General features: G+C 71.7%; 12 protein-coding genes. 8 read left to right on the top strand and 4 right to left on the bottom strand.

The features are described 5' to 3' along the window. Positions 1-28: 28 nt before the first annotated feature. On the top strand, positions 29-2,752 hold the full coding sequence (locus tag KIK09_RS36410) for a DEAD/DEAH box helicase (protein ID WP_214323989.1): 2,724 nt from the start codon (positions 29-31) through the stop codon (positions 2,750-2,752). Between the two features lie 396 nt (positions 2,753-3,148). Next, the gene (locus KIK09_RS36405) at positions 3,149-3,322 is read left to right on the top strand and encodes a hypothetical protein (RefSeq protein ID WP_214323988.1); all 174 of its coding nucleotides are present in this window, start codon (positions 3,149-3,151) and stop codon (positions 3,320-3,322) included. A 97-nt stretch (positions 3,323-3,419) separates the two neighbouring features. On the opposite strand, the gene KIK09_RS36400 is transcribed toward KIK09_RS36405, so the two are convergent. From KIK09_RS36400 to KIK09_RS36390, 3 genes are all read right to left on the bottom strand, one after another. Further along, complete coding sequence (locus tag KIK09_RS36400) at positions 3,420-4,916, bottom strand: RNB domain-containing ribonuclease (protein WP_214323987.1); 1,497 nt, start codon at positions 4,914-4,916, stop codon at positions 3,420-3,422. A gap of 813 nt (positions 4,917-5,729) precedes the next feature. Beyond that, positions 5,730-6,623: a 5'-3' exonuclease gene (locus KIK09_RS36395; RefSeq protein ID WP_214324204.1), complete on the bottom strand. Its 894-nt coding sequence runs from the start codon at positions 6,621-6,623 to the stop codon at positions 5,730-5,732. 1,092 nt (positions 6,624-7,715) lie between these two features. After that, on the bottom strand, positions 7,716-8,963 hold the full coding sequence (locus KIK09_RS36390) for a PP2C family protein-serine/threonine phosphatase (RefSeq protein ID WP_214323986.1): 1,248 nt from the start codon (positions 8,961-8,963) through the stop codon (positions 7,716-7,718). A 140-nt stretch (positions 8,964-9,103) separates the two neighbouring features. Here KIK09_RS36390 and KIK09_RS36385 point away from each other — a divergent pair, with 140 nt between their 5' ends. The 5 genes from KIK09_RS36385 to KIK09_RS36365 all read left to right on the top strand — a co-directional run bounded on the left by KIK09_RS36385 (position 9,104) and on the right by KIK09_RS36365 (position 13,752). Next, positions 9,104-10,210: a M24 family metallopeptidase gene (locus KIK09_RS36385; RefSeq protein WP_214323985.1), complete on the top strand. Its 1,107-nt coding sequence runs from the start codon at positions 9,104-9,106 to the stop codon at positions 10,208-10,210. 43 nt (positions 10,211-10,253) lie between these two features. Continuing rightward, positions 10,254-11,399 carry an acyl-CoA dehydrogenase family protein gene (locus KIK09_RS36380; protein ID WP_214323984.1) on the top strand — a complete coding sequence of 382 codons (1,146 nt, stop codon included), beginning with the start codon at positions 10,254-10,256 and terminating at the stop codon, positions 11,397-11,399. A gap of 127 nt (positions 11,400-11,526) precedes the next feature. Continuing rightward, the gene (locus KIK09_RS36375) at positions 11,527-12,378 is read left to right on the top strand and encodes a terpene synthase family protein (protein ID WP_214323983.1); all 852 of its coding nucleotides are present in this window, start codon (positions 11,527-11,529) and stop codon (positions 12,376-12,378) included. Between the two features lie 283 nt (positions 12,379-12,661). Next, on the top strand, positions 12,662-13,255 hold the full coding sequence (locus tag KIK09_RS36370; RefSeq protein ID WP_214323982.1) for a GTP-binding protein: 594 nt from the start codon (positions 12,662-12,664) through the stop codon (positions 13,253-13,255). 23 nt (positions 13,256-13,278) lie between these two features. Continuing rightward, positions 13,279-13,752, top strand: a complete 474-nt coding sequence (locus KIK09_RS36365; RefSeq protein ID WP_214323981.1) for an Lrp/AsnC family transcriptional regulator — start codon at positions 13,279-13,281, stop codon at positions 13,750-13,752. On the opposite strand, the gene KIK09_RS36360 is transcribed toward KIK09_RS36365, so the two are convergent. Further along, the gene (locus KIK09_RS36360; protein ID WP_214323980.1) at positions 13,715-15,301 is read right to left on the bottom strand and encodes an SMI1/KNR4 family protein; all 1,587 of its coding nucleotides are present in this window, start codon (positions 15,299-15,301) and stop codon (positions 13,715-13,717) included. The genes KIK09_RS36365 and KIK09_RS36360 overlap by 38 nt on opposite strands. Before the next feature lie 64 nt (positions 15,302-15,365). Here KIK09_RS36360 and KIK09_RS36355 point away from each other — a divergent pair, with 64 nt between their 5' ends. Then, positions 15,366-16,118 carry an IclR family transcriptional regulator gene (locus tag KIK09_RS36355; protein ID WP_214323979.1) on the top strand — a complete coding sequence of 251 codons (753 nt, stop codon included), beginning with the start codon at positions 15,366-15,368 and terminating at the stop codon, positions 16,116-16,118. Positions 16,119-16,158: the final 40 nt, after the last annotated feature.

Genomic DNA, 16,158 nt, shown 5'->3' with positions numbered 1-16,158 from the left:
GAATGGCGATTTCGGTAGGCTGACGACTATGACAACGCCAGCGGAACGCTACGCGGCCTTCCGTGAGAAGTACGGGGACGACGGGGCCGCCTTCAGATCGTTCCGGGGGCTCTACGACTTCGCGCTCGACGACTTCCAGATCGACGCCTGCAGGGCGCTGGAGGCCGGCGACGGGGTCCTGGTGGCCGCCCCCACCGGCTCGGGCAAGACGGTCGTCGGCGAGTTCGCCGTCCACCTCGCCCTGGAGCAGGGCATGAAGTGCTTCTACACGACCCCGATCAAGGCGTTGTCCAACCAGAAGTACAACGACCTGGTCAAACGGTACGGCACGGCCAAGGTGGGCCTGCTGACCGGCGACAACAGCGTCAACGGCGAGGCCCCGATCGTGGTCATGACCACCGAGGTGCTGCGCAACATGCTCTACGCCGGGTCGGGCACGCTGGCCGGGCTCGGGTTCGTGGTCATGGACGAGGTCCACTACCTGGCCGACCGCTTCCGCGGCGCGGTCTGGGAAGAGGTCATCATCCACCTGCCCGAGTCGGTCCGCCTGGCCGCGCTGTCGGCCACGGTCAGCAACGCCGAGGAGTTCGGCGAGTGGCTCGGCGAGGTCCGCGGCGACACCACGGTCATCGTCGACGAGCACCGCCCGGTGCCGCTGTGGCAGCACATGCTGATCGGCAACCGCGTCTACGACATGTTCGTCAACGACGACCTCACCCCGCGCATCAACCCCACCCTGATGCGCGTCACCCGCGACGCCGAGCGCCTGACCGCCGGCAAGGGCAGGAGAGGGTACGGCAGGCCGTCACGCTCCCGCCCGCCCGACCGCGCCGCGGTGATCGAGAAGCTGGACACCGAGGGCCTGCTGCCGGCCATCACGTTCATCTTCTCCAGGGCGGGCTGCGACGCGGCCGTCATGGCGTGCCTGTACGCGGGGATCCGGCTGACCACCGAGCGGGAGCAGCACGAGATCCGCCAGATCGTCGACGCGCGCACCGCCCACCTGCCGGACGAGGACCTGGCCGTGCTGGGCTACCTGGAGTGGCGCGACTGCCTGGAGCGCGGCCTGGCCGCCCACCACGCGGGCATGCTGCCCGCCTTCAAGGAGGTCGTGGAGGAGCTGTTCACCCTCGGCCTGGTCAAGGCCGTGTTCGCCACCGAGACCCTCGCCCTGGGCATCAACATGCCCGCCCGCAGCGTGGTGATCGAGAAGCTGGACAAGTGGAACGGCGAGATGCACGCCGACCTGACGCCGGGGGAGTACACCCAGCTCACCGGCCGGGCCGGGCGGCGCGGCATCGACGTGGAGGGCCACGCGGTCGTCCTGTGGCAGCCCGGCATGGACCCGCTGTCGGTGGCGGGCCTGGCCGGCACCCGCACCTATCCGCTGCGCTCGTCCTTCCAGCCCTCCTACAACATGGCCGTCAACCTGGTCGGCCAGTTCGGCAGGGAGCGCGCCAAGACCCTGCTCGAGGCCTCCTTCGCCCAGTTCCAGGCCGACAGGGCCGTGGTCGGGCTGGCCAAGCAGCTGCGCAAGCAGGAGGAGGCGCTGGCCGGCTACCAGGAGTCGATGACCTGCCACCTGGGCGACTTCACCGAGTACTCCGGGCTGCGCCGCCGCCTGTCCGACAGGGAGGCCGAGCTGTCCAAGCAGCGCGGCGCCGCCCGCCGCGCGGCAGCCGTACGCTCGCTCGAGGCGCTGAAGCCCGGCGACGTGATCCGCGTGCCGGGCGGCCGGCGGGCCGGGCTGGCCATCGTGCTCGATCCCGGGCGCAACCCGCGCGGCCAGGGGCCCAGCCCGCTGGTGCTGACGATCGGCAAGCAGATCAAGAAGCTGGACCCGGCCGACTTCCCCGTGCCGGTCGAGCCGATCGAGACCGTGCGCATCCCGAAGAACTTCAACGGCCGCTCGCCCAAGGAGCGCGCCAACCTCGTCTCCACGCTGCTGGCCAAGATCGGCGACCGTGACCTGGGCAAGCCCGCCAGGGCCCGCGACCACACGGTGGAGGACGACGAGATCAACGAGCTGCGCCGGCAGATCCGCCAGCACCCCTGCCACGGCTGCGACGAGCGCGAGGACCACGCCCGCTGGGCCGAGCGCTACTACAAGCTGCTGCGCGAGACCGAGGGGCTGCGCCGCCGGGTCGAGGGGCGCTCGCACGTCATCTCGCGCACGTTCGACCGGATCTGCTCGGTGCTCGAGCAACTGGGCTACCTGCACGACGAGACCGTCACCGACGAGGGCCGCCGCCTGGGCCGCCTGTACACCGAGCTGGACCTGCTGACCGCCGAGTGCCTGCGCAGCGGCATGTGGGAGGAGCTCGACCCGGCCGAGCTGGCCGCGTGCGTGTCCTCTCTGGTCTTCGAGTCCCGCGCCGCCGACGACGCCCGCCGCCCGAAGATCCCGGCCGGGCGGGCGCAGGACGCGCTCACGCGCATGGTGCGGCTGTGGGGCGAGCTGGAGGCCATCGAGTCCGACCACGGGTTGTCCACGATCCGCGAGGTCGACCTGGGCTTCGCCTGGGCCGCCTACCGCTGGACCAAGGGCCACAGCCTGGACGCGGTGCTGATGGACGGCATCAACGGCAACGAGTTGGCGGCGGGCGACTTCGTGCGCTGGATCAAGCAGCTGATGGACCTGCTCGGGCAGCTGGCCACGGCCGCTCCCAAGGGCAGCAAGGTCAAGCAGAACGCCAACAAGGCCATCGACTCCATGCGCCGCGGCGTCGTGGCCTACTCCTCCCTCTCCTGACCTTCCTGCTGTACGGCGGGCCGCCGCCACCGGCCGCCCGCCGTCGTGCGCCGAGGGCCCGCGACCGGCGCTTCCGGCGAGTCGGTGACGGCCGCCCGCCGCCACGGCGCTCCCGAATCCGGGCACCGCGGGCCCACCGGCCGCCCGCGGTCACGGCGTTGCGGTATCCGGGCGCCGCGGGCCGGCGGTCGCCCGCGGTCACGGCGTTGCGGTATCCGGGCGCCATGGGCCCGGCGGTTGTCCGCGGTCACGGCGTTGCAGTCCGCTCGCCGTACAAACTGACCGACCGGTCAAGGTCCTGTCGTCAGAGGTTCACGCAACGTAACTTTCTGGACAGTTTTCCGAGGTCGGGCAGCGGAAATCCCCATGGCGGAAGCCCCACCCGCGGAGGTTGAGATGTTCGCCCTGCTAGCCGCCCTGCTGTTCGTCCTCGCGCTCATCTTCGAGATCGCCGGCCTCGCCGTCGGCGGCGTGGTCACGGTCGCCACCCTCGGCACCGCGGGCCTGCTCTGCCTCGCCCTGCACCTGATGGGCGTGGGCGCCGGCTGGAGCCCGCTCAAGAAGTCCTGACCCCACATCCCCAGGAGCCGCGCCCAATGCGCGGCTCCGCCATTTCCAGCCCAGACTTCCAGTTGGCCTTTCATGGTGTGGCTTTCGGGCTGGGGTTTCAGGCCAGGCTGAAGCGGACTTCGCGGGTGGCGGGGTCGGCTTGGGTGAGGCGGACGGTGATGCGCTCGCCGAGCGGGAGGCGGCCGTCGCAGCGGGCGATGACAGCGGGATCGGTGACCTGGACCTGGCCGCCGTCGCCCTTGTCGTCGGTGTCGATGACCATGGCCTCGAACGCCTGCCCGATCCGCTCGCGCAGCAGGAACGCCTCCACCAGGTCCACACAGGCACGCTCGACCGCCCCCGCGCGGCGCCCCGAGGACGACATGATGTCCGGCAGGCCCGGCAGCACCGCCTCCACGGCCTCGGGCACCGGCTCGCCCGCGGCGATGGCCAGGCACACCTCCGTGGCGTACCGGTCGACCAGGCGCCGCAGCGGCGCCGTCACGTGCGCGTACGGCGCGGCCACCGCGGCGTGGTCGGCCAGCGGGGGAGGCTCGCCGTTGAAGGCCACGTAACCGGCGCCCCGCAGCAGCACCTTCGACTCGTGCAGGAACGCCGCGTGCCGAGGATTCTTCGGATCCAGGTCGTGCACCACCGCGCCGTAGGAGGCGCCGTCGGGCCAGGGCACCTCCAGCGCGGCGGCCACCCGGCGTACCTTGGCCAGCTCACTCGGCCGCGGCGGCGGCAGCACCCGCAGCACCCCGATCTCGGCGTCCAGCATCATCGAGGCGGCCGCCATCCCGGTCAGCAGCGAGATCTGCGCGTTCCACGCCTCGGCCGGCACCGGCACTCGATACTCCAGCCGATAGCCGGCGCCGTTGGCCGCACCCGCGTCGGGCAGGTGGATCGTGCCCGAGTCCTGGCCTGATTCCGGCGCGTGTCTGACGGTGCCTGAGTCCGGCACGACCTCCTGCTCGGGCGTGGGCAGAGTGACGCCGCCGCGGGCGCGCTCCAACTCCAGCCGCAGCCGCCCGATCTCGGCCAGCAGGCCCAGCGTGCCGTCGGCGGTGCCGGTGTCGACGGCCGCCTGCACGTATTCGTAGTCGAGCCGCTCCCTGCTGCGCACCAGCGCCCGGTGCACGTCGGAGCCCACGGTGCGGCCCTCGGCGTCCAGGTCGATCCGCCACACCGCGGCCGGGCGTACGGCGCCGGGCAGCAGGCTGGCCGCGCCCTCCGACAGCACCTTCGGGTGCAGGGGCATTTTGCCGTCGGGCATGTAGACGGTCTCACCACGGGCCAGCGCCTCGGCGTCTATCGCACCGCCCGGCCGTACAAAAGCCGCGACATCCGCGATGGCGTACCAGACCCGGTATCCGCCACGCAGCCGCTCCAGATGAACGGCCTGATCCAGATCCATCGAGCCTGGCGGATCAATGGTGACGAACGGCAGCTCCGACAGATCCCTCGGCTCCCGCGGCGCCTCGGCGACCTGCGCCGCCTCCGCCAACACGGCCTCCGGGAAGTCCTCAGGCAGCTTCTGCTCCCGCCGGATCCGCTCGAACCCATCATCCAGCCGCGCCGGAACACCACCAGGGACCCGAATCTTGGTCGTCACCCGATCAAACCTATCGCCACCCCTCCCCACCCCACCCACCCCAACCCCAAACACGACATCTACCCCAGCCGCCCAAGGTCGGCCCGGACACACAGATGCCACGGCAACGACCGCACTCAGTCGCCCCACAAGCCCCCGACCGCGACGCCACGAACGCGCCGCACCCCATCAGCGCTCTCACCCGCCGGCCTTGCCGCACCCGCCCCCGCTGCGGCGGCCCGCGTGGGTACGATGCGAGCCGCCGATCGTCACGTCCGCGTACGCAAACGCGCCCCATCAGCGCCCTCAGGCGGTTGGCCTTGCGCGCCCGGGCACGTTGACGTCGTCGCGGCGGGCGCGCTTACGTGCCCCGCGAGCCCCGACCGTTACGCCGCGAACGCTACGCACCCCCCGCAGCGCGCTCACCCGCCAGCCAAGCGACGCCCGCGCCCGCTGACGTTATGGCGGCGTCCGAGCTTGGGTGCCACGCGAGCCGCCGATCGTCACGCCCACAGGCACGGTGCGTCCTCGCAGCGCGCGCTCAGCCTGTCTGCATTGCCGCGCCGCCCCGCGCCCGCTGTAGCGGCCGCGCATGGGTGCGATGCGAGCCAGCCGCCGATCGTCATGCCTGCGAACGCGACGCATCCCAGCGGGGCACTCTGAGCAGGACGCCTCGCGCTCCGAGCGCACGCCCAGGAGGCGCGGGCACCCCGTCGGCCCGGCCCTCCCTGCACGCACACCCTGACGCCGTGACGGGTGCGGGCTGCCGAGCGTCGTCTGGGACGGGAGCGGCCTTCCGGTACGCATGTGGGCGTCGGGGCGCGGGCTCGAGGTCTACTTGGGGAGGACGTCGAGGAGGCGGTTGAGGGGGCTGTCCAGGTCGTAGCGGTCGGCCAGCCGTACCAGGGTCTCGGGGTCGCGCGGCTTGGCGGGCAGGGTGATGTCGGCGTCAGGGAGTGGGGCGTCGGGGGCGACCTCCACCACCGTGGGCGCGACGCGCAGGTAGTCGCGGGCGGCGGCCAGCTTGGTGCGGGCACCGGCGGGGAAGCCGTCGGTGACGCCCTCGTCCAGCGCGGCGAGCAGCGCCTCCAGCGACCCGAACCGGGTGATCAGCGACGCGGCCGTCTTCTCGCCCACCCCGGACACGCCGGGCAACCCGTCGCTCGGGTCGCCGCGCAGCGTCGCGAAGTCGGCGTAGGCGCGGCCGGGAATGCCGTACTTGGCGGTCACGAACGCCTCGTCCACGACCTGCAGGTTGCGGATCCCGCGCGCCGTGTAGAGCACGCGGACCGGCCGGGAGTCGTCGACCAGCTGGAACAGGTCGCGGTCGCCGGTCACGATGTCCACCGCGCCGCCCGCCCGGTGGGTGAGCGTGCCGATCACGTCGTCGGCCTCGTAGCCCGCCGACTCCATCCTGGCGATGCCCACGGCGTCGAGCACCTGCTCGATCACCGGGATCTGCGGCACCAGCGTGTCGGGCACCACCTCGGTGTTGCCGTAGGCGACCCGGTGCGCCTTGTAGGTCGGGATCGCCTCGACCCTGAACTTCGGCCGCCAGTCGGCGTCCATCGTCGCGACCAGCTCGTCGGGCCGGTACTTGCGGACCAGCGTGGCGATCATGTCGATGAGCCCGCGCACCGCGTTGATCGGCATCCCATCGGGCGCGGTCATCGACTCCGGCACACCATAGAACGCCCTGAAATACAGCGACGGCGTATCGAGAATCATCAACACCCGGCCATACTCCCACGCCACCCCGACGTCTTCCCTTCTCCCGGCCTTAGAGCACGTCAAGACGCTTCAGTACGGCAAGCCCCCGTCCCCGCCACCCACCGCACTCCGGCTGAGCCCCGTCCAGGGAGACGCTCCTCCAGTGACGCCACACCCCGCCGCCACGCCCCCACCGAACCCAGGCACCACGGCCCCCGGTCCCCGCCGCACGACACGCGCCAGCCGCCGCTCCGCCTCCCGCCGTTACGCGCGCCAAGCCCCGGGAGCCACGGCCCCGGCTATCCGGCGCCCGAAGCGCGCGCTCCCCGGTGACCCGCCGTCCAGCGCGCCGCCTACCGCCGCACCACGTCCCGCCGACCCGGCGCGGGGAAGGGCGCCCGGGGCGGGGATGCGTGGGCGATGGCGGGTTCCCGTGGCCCGGGCTCCACGGCCCCGGGTATCCCGCTCTGGCGTGCGCTCCTCGGTTGCCTGCGTACAGCGCGCCGCTGACCGCTGTACCGCGTCTCGCCGACCGGCGCGGGGAAGGGTGCCCGGGTCGGGGATGTGTGGGCGGTGGCGGGTTCCCGTGGCCCGGGCTCCATGGCCCCAGGTATCCGGTTCGTAGCGCGCGCTCCCCAGTGACCCGCCGTGCAGCGCGCCGTCGACCGCCCTACCACGTCCCGCCGACCCGGCGCGAGGGAGGGCGCCCGGGGCGGGGATGTGTGGGCGGTGGCGGGTTCCTGTGGCCTGGGCTCCACGGCCCCGGGTATCCCGCTCTGGCGTGTGCTCCCCGGTTGCCCGCCGTACAGCGCGCGGTCGAGCGCCGCGCATCGTCTCGCCGACCCGGCGCGGGGAAAGGGCGCCCGGGATTGGGGTGTGTGGGCGAGGGTTCCCGTGGCGAGTTCGGAATGTGACGTTACGGCGGGTACTGGGGGCCGTGGTGGCCGGGTTTGGTGGGGGCGTGGCGGTGGGGTGTGGCGTCGCTGGAGGAGCGTCTCCCTGGACGGGGGGCGGCCGGAGTGCGGTGGGTGGCGGGGGTGGGGGCTTGCCGTACTGGAGGGCGGTGGCGGGGCCAGATGCCGATGACGAGGGCTCTGCGACGGCGGACCGTCAGGGGCGGACGTTGACGGCCAGGAGGCAGGCGTCGTCCTCGGGGTTGGGGCCGCCGATGTCGGTGAGGAGGCGGTCGAGGCCGGCGTCCAGGTCGGACCCCGTGAGGTCGCGGGCGGCGGCGAGCGCCAGGTCGAGGCCCTCGTCGATGTCGCGGGTGCGGCGTTCCACCAGGCCGTCGGTGAACAGCAGCAGCAGGTCGCCCTCCCGCAGTTCGATGCTGGCCAGATGGTAGGGCTGCTCGCAGGTGGCGCCGAGGATGACGCCGCGCGGCTGCGGCAGCTGGCTGGACTTGCCGTCGCGGACCAGGATGGGCGCGAGGTTGCCCGCCTGCCCCCAGGTGAACACGAGCGTGGCCGGGTCGAGGTAGCCGATCACGGCGGTGCAGGTGGTCTCGTGCAGCCGGTGCATGACCAGCTCGTTGAGCCACACCAGCAGCTGGTTGGCGGGCCCGCCGGTCATGGTGAGCCCGACGAGGGCGTGCCGCAGCTGGGCCATGTGGGCGATGGCGGCCAGGCCGTGGCCGGAGACGTCGCCGATGGCCAGCAGCACCTTGCCGTCGGGCAGCGCGGCCGCCTCGAACCAGTCGCCGCCCAGGTTGGCGGTCTTCTCGGCGGGCACGTAGCGCACGGCGATGCGGGTCTGGGGCAGGTCGAGGCAGCCGGCGGGCGCGGGCAGGATGGCCTCGCGCAGGGCCAGCATGACGGTGCGCTCCTCGGCGGCCTTCTCGCGGGCCTCGAGCAGCTGGCGGCGCGACTCGGACATGATGCGCTCGGCGCGGCGGCGGCCGGTGATGTCCTGGATGACGCCGTGCACGCCGGTGGGCCCGCCGGGCACCATCAGCGGTTCGAGCACGATGCGCAGGTTGCGGGTCTCGCCGCCGCGGCGGATGCGGAACTCGGCCTGGACGGGTTCGACGCCCTGGACGACGGTCCACAGCAGCTGGTCGAGGGCGCCGAGGTCGGCGGGCTCGACGTAGGCGGCCAGGTCGGGCAGGCTGACGGGCCCGTCGGCGCGGGCACGGCCGAAGATGACGTAGACGTGGTCGGACCAGACGGCCTCGCCGGTGTGCAGGTTCCACTCGGCCCAGCCCATGTTGCCCAGGCGTTCGGCGTGGGCCAGGCGCACCGCGAGCAGCTCGCAGTCGCGTTCGGCGGTCTGCTGTTCGGTCAGGTGCTGGACGAGCTCGGCGGCGCTCATCGGCGGTGTTGGGAGGGGTGGCTGATGGCCGCCCACGACGTCGACCATACTCACTCTCACATACAGATGGATCGGGATAATCACCACACACTAAGTGATCGACCTTGAGCGGAGTGTAGCGATATCTTGGGTGTTGTGAGTCCTTTTCGCGGATTTTAGGTAGCGGGCTTGCGAGTAGATTTGTGCCCGTGACGTCCTCTGACCTTTACCCCGTGACCCGGTTGGCCGCCGCCCAGGAGGCCGCCGCCAAGGCGGGGCTCGACGCGCTGCTGCTGACGCCCGGGCCCGATCTTCGTTATGTGAGCGGCTACGAGGCCCTGCCGCTCGAGCGGCTGACGTGCCTGGTGGTGCCCGCCTCGGGCGATGCCTACATGATGGTGCCCAGGCTGGAGCTGCCGGCCGCGCAGGCCTCGCCCGCCTCGCGCCTCGGGCTGGAGTTCGTGGCTTGGGACGAGACGGACGACCCTTACGCCATCGCGGCCAAGCGGCTGGGCCAGGTGAGCAAGGTGGGGCTGGCCGACCGGATGTGGGCGATGGCCTCGCTGCGCTTCCGCGACGCGATGCCGGGCGCCGAGCAGGTGCTGGCCGGCAGCGTGCTGCGCGAGCTGCGGATGCGCAAGTCGCCGGCCGAGGTGGCGGCGTTGCGGGAGGCGGGGGAGGCGATCGACGCGGTGCACCGGCAGGTGCCGGAGTTCCTGCGTCCCGGCCGCACCGAGCGCGAGGTGGGCCGCGACATCCACGACGCGATCCTGCGGGCGGGGCACGCCACGGTCGACTTCGTCATCGTGGCCTCCGGCCCGAACGGCGCCAGCCCGCACGCCGAGGTCTCCGACCGGGTGATCCAGGCGGGCGAGCCCGTCGTGGTGGACATCGGCGGCCAGATGCACAGCGGCTACTGCTCCGACTCCACCCGCAACTACTGCATCGGTGAGCCGCCGGCCGACTACGCGGCCTACTTCGAGGTGCTGCGGCGCGCCCAGGAGGCGGCGTGCGAGGCGGTGCGGCCCGGCGTGACGTGCGAGTCGATCGACGCGGTGGCGCGCGACATCATCACCGAGGCCGGTTACGGCGAGTACTTCGTGCACCGCACCGGGCACGGTATCGGCATCGAGACGCACGAGGAGCCCTACATCGTCAAGGGCAATACCGAGCTGATGGAGCCGGGCTTCGCCTTCTCCGTCGAGCCGGGCATCTACCCTGGACAGCACGGTGCCCGTATCGAGGACATCGTCGTGTGCACTGAAAACGGCGGTGAGCGCCTGAACGTCACCCCTCGAACATTGGTGATCGTTTAGGCAGAATCGTGGGCACCCACACTCTCATGAGGAGTTTCTCTCGATGACTGTTGAGCGTGCCCTGCCCACCCCCGAGGCGCACGACCTGATCGACCTGACCCGCGAGCTGGTCGCCAAGGAGGTCGCGCCCCGGGCCGCGGCCGACGAGGCGGCCGGGCGGTTCCCGCGTGAGGTCTTCACGACCCTGGGCGCCGCCGGGCTGCTCGGCCTGCCGTACTCCGAGGAGTACGGCGGCGCCGCCCAGCCGCAGGAGGTCTACCTGCAGGTGGTGGAGGAGCTGGCGGCCGGCTGGCTGGCCGTCGGCCTCGGGGTGTCGGTGCACACGCTGTCGTGCTTCCCCGTGGCCGCCTTCGGCTCGCCGGAGCAGCGCGAGGAGCTGCTGCCCGGCATGCTGGGCGGCGACCTGCTCGGCGCCTACTGCCTGTCGGAGCCGCAGTCCGGCTCGGACGCGGCCGCGCTGACCACCAAGGCCGTGGCCGGCCCCGACGGGTACGCCGTCGACGGCGTCAAGGCGTGGATCACCCATGGCGGCGTGGCCGACTACTACCTGCTGATGGCCCGCACCGGCGAGGCGGGCGCGCGCGGCATCTCCTGCTTCCACGTGCCCGCGGGCCTGGAGGGGCTGTCGTTCGGCATGCCGGAGCACAAGATGGGCATGCGCTCCTCGCCGACGGCCCAGGTCCGCTTCGACGGCGTACGGCTTGCGCCGCACGCTTTGGTCGGGTCCGAGGGCGAGGGCTTCAGGATCGCCATGGCCGCGCTGGACGGCGGGCGGCTCGGCATCGCCGCGTGCGCGGTCGGCGTGGCGCAGGCGGCCCTCGACGCGGCTAGCTCCTACGCCCGCGAGCGGCGCCAGTTCGGCAGCAGGATCGTCGACTTCCAGGGCATCGGGTTCATGCTGGCCGACATGGCCACCCAGATCGCCGCGGCGCGGGCGCTCTACCTGGACGCGGCGCGGCTGCGGGACGCGGGCAGGCCGTACGGCACGCGGGCGGCGATGGCCAAGCTGTTCGCCACCGACGTGTGCATGAGGGTGACGACCGACGCGGTGCAGGTGCTCGGCGGCTACGGCTACGTCGAGGACTTCCCCGTGGAGCGTTACATGCGCGAGGCCAAGGTGCTGCAGATCGTCGAGGGCACCAACCAGATCCAGCGCCTGGTGATCAGCCGGGCGCTGGCCAAGGAGTGACGGTCAACGGGCTGACTGGGATCTTGATCGGACCCACGTGATCATGTGAGAATTCGGCAATAGCTGGATTATTCGGGTTACTTGGGGGCGTCGCCCATGGTCCGCGAGCCGATCGAGCGGCCCTAGGATGCCGGACGACGAGCTGACCGAGGCGTTCGAACTCGGCAGCACGTGCGCGCTGGCCGCCGAGTGCGGCAGGGATCTGCGGCAATGTGCCCAGATGTACGGCGAGCTGTTCCCCCCGGGCGCCTTCGACGCCGAGCTCTACACCACGCTGTCGCTCACGGGCGCCTTCAGTGCCCCGTGGGCGACGGCCCAGCGCCTGCGGGTGGCCAACCGGGCGGCGCTGTGGGTGCTGGCCGTCGGGCGGATGGTCGACCGCACCTCCACCGGGCGGCGCACCGTGGTGGCGCTGGCCGAGGAGTGCCTGGCCGTGGCCGACGGTGCCACCCCGCACGCGGCCGTGACCCGGTTCCTGGCCGACCTGCGCGACGAGCTGGCCACGGTCAGGGAGTTCGAGGCGCTGCGCCCGCTGTGGCGCGACCAGCTGGCCAGGATGATGGAGGCCATGACGCGCGCCTGGTCCTGGCGCGACACCCGGGCGGTGCCGTCGTTCGCCCGTTACCTGGACAACGCCGACAGCCGCGGGACGTGCTTCGTGGACGTCTCGCACTGGATCTACGCCGGTGACTTCTGGGCGCGCCGGCACCTGGCCGAGCTGCGCGAGGCCAGCGCGCACGTGCAGCGCTACCTGCACCTGCTGGCCGACATCGCCACCTACCGGCGGGCGGTGAGCTGGGGCGATCTCAACGTGCTCATGCTGGGCGTCAGCCGGGCGGAGGTGGGCGAGACGATGGCCAGGCTGGCGCGCGAGGCGGGCGACCTGCTCGCGCCGATAGGGGAGGGCAGCCCGCGGACGGCCGCCTACCTGCGCCGTCAGATCGGCTTCAACGCCGGGTACCACGGGATTTCGGGCTAGATGTAACGGACCGTGCCGAAGGGTTGACAGAAGCCTTGACAATCCGGTGAGAGCTGGGCGAATAAGGGTGCTACGCGTGACAAACTATGACATATTGCTTCCTGAGATGGATTGCGGCTTGAGTGGAATTTGTGGCGTTGCTAGGGTGTCTCGTTGCCAGGTAGGTGGATTGACCTTTTCTCTGCGCCTTGACATGTTCCACTGACCGTGGCTCCTCAAGGCGGATTGTGCACGCGCGGCACGGCTTACGGGCACGACCGCGAAGGGAACAGGGCGGTGCTCGATGGACTTCGGTCGCTCTGATCGCTGGCGGTTGCCGACCGCGATCAAGATTTTGGTCGCCGGGGGGTTCGGCGCGGGGAAGACCACCATGGTCGGAGCCGTGTCGGAGACCCGCCCCCTGCGCACTGAGGAGGCGCTCACGCACGCGGGCGTCCACATCGACGACCTGTACGGCGTCGAGGGCAAGCCGACGACCACGGTCGTCATGGATTTCGGCCGGATCACCATCCGCGACGACTACATGCTGTACCTGTTCGGCACGCCCGGCCAGGAGCGCTTCTGGTTCGTGTGGGACGAGCTGGCCATGGGCGCGCTCGGCGCGATCGTGCTGGCCGACACCCGCCGGCTGGCCGACTGCTTCCCCTCCATCGACTACTTCGAGCGCCGCGAGACGCCGTTCGTGGTCGCGCTGAACTGCTTCGACGGCGCCCGCCCGTTCACCGTCGGTGAGGTGCGCAAGGCGCTGGAGCTGGATCCCGAGGTCCCGATCGTGCTCTGCGACGCCCGCAGGCGCGACTCGGGCAGGGAGGTCCTCATCACGCTCGTGGAGCACGCCATGCGGATGGGGGCCCAGCCGGTCGGGACCATGTCGTGACCATGACCGGCTATTTTTGACCGATGGAGGAGATCGACCGCCGGATCGTCACGCTGCTGGCCGAGGACGGCCGGATGAGCTTCACCGACCTGGCCAAGGAGACGGGCCTGTCGGTCTCCGCGGTGCACCAGCGGGTGCGCCGCCTGGAGAAGCGCGGCGTCCTGCGCGGCTACGCCGCCATCATCGACCACGACGCGGTCGGGCTGCCGATGACCGCGTTCGTGTCGATCAAGCCGATCGACCCGGCCGCGCCCGACGACGCCCCCGACCGTCTGGCGCACCTGAGCTCCATCGAGGCCTGCCACAGCGTGGCCGGCGACGAGAGCTACATCCTCAAGGTGCGGGTGGCCTCGCCGGTCGCGCTGGAGGAGCTGCTGCAGCAGATCCGGGAGTCGGCCAACGTGTCCACCCGGACCACGGTCGTGCTGAGCACGCCGTACGAGCACCGCCCGCCCTCGCTCAGCGAGGAGCCTCTTTCCAGTCCAGGCGACCTTTAGAGACCGTGGCGCGCCAGCCGCGCAGCGGCCTGCCGCTCTCCAGCGCGGCGGCCGTGTCGCGCAGCAGCGCCAGGTAGGAGGGCCAGGCCACGTCGCCGTCGGTCGTCAGGCCGTCCTCGTTGTAGTACTCGCCGGTCTTGCCGGTGCGCGGATCCAGGAACAGGTTGCCGCCGTCGCCCGAGTCGGCGAACGGGATCAGGTGCCCGTCCCACCAGGACCCGCTGTCGTCACCGCCGTCGATGATGATGTCGCAGAGCATCTTCCAGTCGGCGTGCATCGCCTTGACGGGCATGTACGCGTAGAAGGGCTCGGGGCCGAACTCGCCGCCGCCGTCGTGGCGCAGCAGCGAGGCGCGCAGGTCGTCGGGGAAGCGGGCGCCCATGGCCGCCTCGACCCGGGCGATGTCCACGGCGCGGGCGGGGCCGGGCAGCGAGCGGTAGGTTTTGGGCGCCTCGCGGGCCAGCCACCGCTCGATGCGCCGCCACTCGGCCGCCACCTGCGAGGTCACGGTACGGCCCGGCGTCCGCACCACCGGGGCGCGGTGGCCGGGACGGCAGCCCATGGCGCGGGCCTGCCCGGCGGTCAGCTTCGTCTCGGTGGGGGTGGGCGTCGGGGTCGGAGTGAGAGTCGGGCGCGGCCCACCGGCGCAGCCGCCGGGCAGGGGAGCGGGCGCCGTGGCCCAGCGCAGTTCGCAGCCCTGCACGACCGGATACCAGTCGCGCAGCTTCGCCCCGCGCTCCAGCGAGTCGGCCACGGCCTCCAGCAGGGCCGTGTACGAGGACCAGCCCATCGGGCCGTCGAAGCTGAGCGCCTTGCCGTAGGCGTGCTCGCCCACCTGGCCGGTGCGCTGGTCGATGAACAGGTCCGTGCCGTTGCCGGTGGAGCCGACGGGGATCAGGCTGGCGTGGTCGGGATCGGCCTCCTCCGTCCAGCCGCCCATGACGAGGTCCATGCACCGGTACTCGGTCAACGTCCAGATGTGTTGCACGCCGGCCAGGCCGACGTCGGACGGCAGCTGGAGCCCGGCACCGAAGTTGCCGTCGGCGCCGTCATGGCGCAGCAGCGAGGCGTACAGGTCGTCGGGCAGCCTGGCCCCCCGATACTCCTCCAGCCCGTCCAGATCCGTGCCGGTGGCGGGGAAGCGCAGTTTGCGCAGGGTGGCCGAGGCGTGGGCGCCCAGCCAGCGGTCGATCCGGTCCCAGGCGGCGTTCACCCGCCCGGCTACCGCCGTGTCCAGAACGCGCGGGGAGACCGGAGGGGTCGGGGTCGGCTCGAACGAGGGCTGGAGGTCGGGCGTCTCCGTGCCGTTCTCGGACTCAACCGTCAGGGGTCTGCATCCGGCTGCCCTGGCCTGGTCGGGAGTGAGAATCCTGGCCCGCATCGCGGCCTCGACCTTCGGGTCCCCACAGTCGATGGAGATCGTGTCGCCGCCTCCGCCGAAGCTGCACATGACCACCTTGCTGTCCCCGTACCGCGCCGCGCTCGACGTGGCGGCCCCCGCGAGCAGGATCAGGGGCAGCGCCCGCCGTACCAGCTTTAAGCCGATCATTTCCGGCACATTACCGGCGGGCCAAGGGTGTTCGGGATTGTCGAACGACGCTACAGTGGGCGGCGTGGGAGAGACGATCCAGTCGGTGGAGCGGGCCGCGGGCATCCTGCGCCTGCTCGCCTCGGGGCCGCGCGAGCTGGGGGTGGCCGAGCTGGCCAGGGCCATGGGGCTGCCCAAGGGCACCCTGCACGGCATCCTGCGCACGCTGGTCCACGTCGGCTTCGTCGAGCAGGACGAGATCACCGGCAAGTACCGGCTCGGCGGCACGCTGCTGCACCTGGGCAGCAGCTACCTCGACGTCAACGAGCTGCGCACCCGCTCGCTCAACTGGGCCGACGCGCTGGCCGGCCGCAGCAGGGAGAGCGTGTGGATCGGCACCCTGCACGAGGGCGAGGTGCTGGTCGTCCACCACGTCTTCCGCCCCGACGACAGCATGCAGGTCCTGCAGGTCGGCACGCTGCTGCCGGCCCACGCCAGCGCCCTGGGCAAGGTCCTGCTCGCCTACGACCCGTACGGCGAGGCCGAGCCCCGCCCGCTGCCCGCGCACACCCCCCGCACCCTGGTCACCGCCGACGACCTGGCCAAGGAGCTGGAGCTGGTGCGCGGCAGGGGATGGGCCGCCGACGTGGAGGAGCTGGTGGAGGGCGAGGTCTCCATCGCCGCCCCGATCCGCGACCGCCGCGCCGTCACCGTGGGCGCCATCGGCGTGCGCGGCGCCGTCGAACGCCTGACCACGGACGGGGAGCCGCGCATCGACGTGGTCTCCTTCGTCCGCGACGCGGCCAGAGCCATCACCCGCGACCTATCCCGCTCTTGACAGACCAGCTATGTTCGGGAATCCCGAACCGCGTGAAGTG

This window comes from Nonomuraea sediminis (assembly GCF_018531495.1).
In the GTDB taxonomy this organism is placed as follows: domain Bacteria; phylum Actinomycetota; class Actinomycetes; order Streptosporangiales; family Streptosporangiaceae; genus Nonomuraea; species Nonomuraea sediminis.
Note: the sequence above shows the minus strand (reverse complement) of the source record. Positions and strands in the feature narration are given on the sequence as shown.

Excerpts from the sequence above, each read along its gene's own strand:
- KIK09_RS36410 (WP_214323989.1), top strand. The coding sequence starts at position 29 with ATGACAACGCCAGCGGAACGCTACGCGGCCTTCCGTGAGAAGTACGGG.
- KIK09_RS36405 (WP_214323988.1), top strand. The coding sequence starts at position 3,149 with ATGTTCGCCCTGCTAGCCGCCCTGCTGTTCGTCCTCGCGCTCATCTTC.
- KIK09_RS36395 (WP_214324204.1), bottom strand. The coding sequence starts at position 6,623 with ATGATTCTCGATACGCCGTCGCTGTATTTCAGGGCGTTCTATGGTGTG.
- KIK09_RS36390 (WP_214323986.1), bottom strand. The coding sequence starts at position 8,963 with ATGGTCGACGTCGTGGGCGGCCATCAGCCACCCCTCCCAACACCGCCG.
- KIK09_RS36380 (WP_214323984.1), top strand. The coding sequence starts at position 10,254 with ATGACTGTTGAGCGTGCCCTGCCCACCCCCGAGGCGCACGACCTGATC.
- KIK09_RS36375 (WP_214323983.1), top strand. The coding sequence starts at position 11,527 with ATGCCGGACGACGAGCTGACCGAGGCGTTCGAACTCGGCAGCACGTGC.
- KIK09_RS36370 (WP_214323982.1), top strand. The coding sequence starts at position 12,662 with ATGGACTTCGGTCGCTCTGATCGCTGGCGGTTGCCGACCGCGATCAAG.
- KIK09_RS36365 (WP_214323981.1), top strand. The coding sequence starts at position 13,279 with ATGGAGGAGATCGACCGCCGGATCGTCACGCTGCTGGCCGAGGACGGC.
- KIK09_RS36360 (WP_214323980.1), bottom strand. The coding sequence starts at position 15,301 with ATGATCGGCTTAAAGCTGGTACGGCGGGCGCTGCCCCTGATCCTGCTC.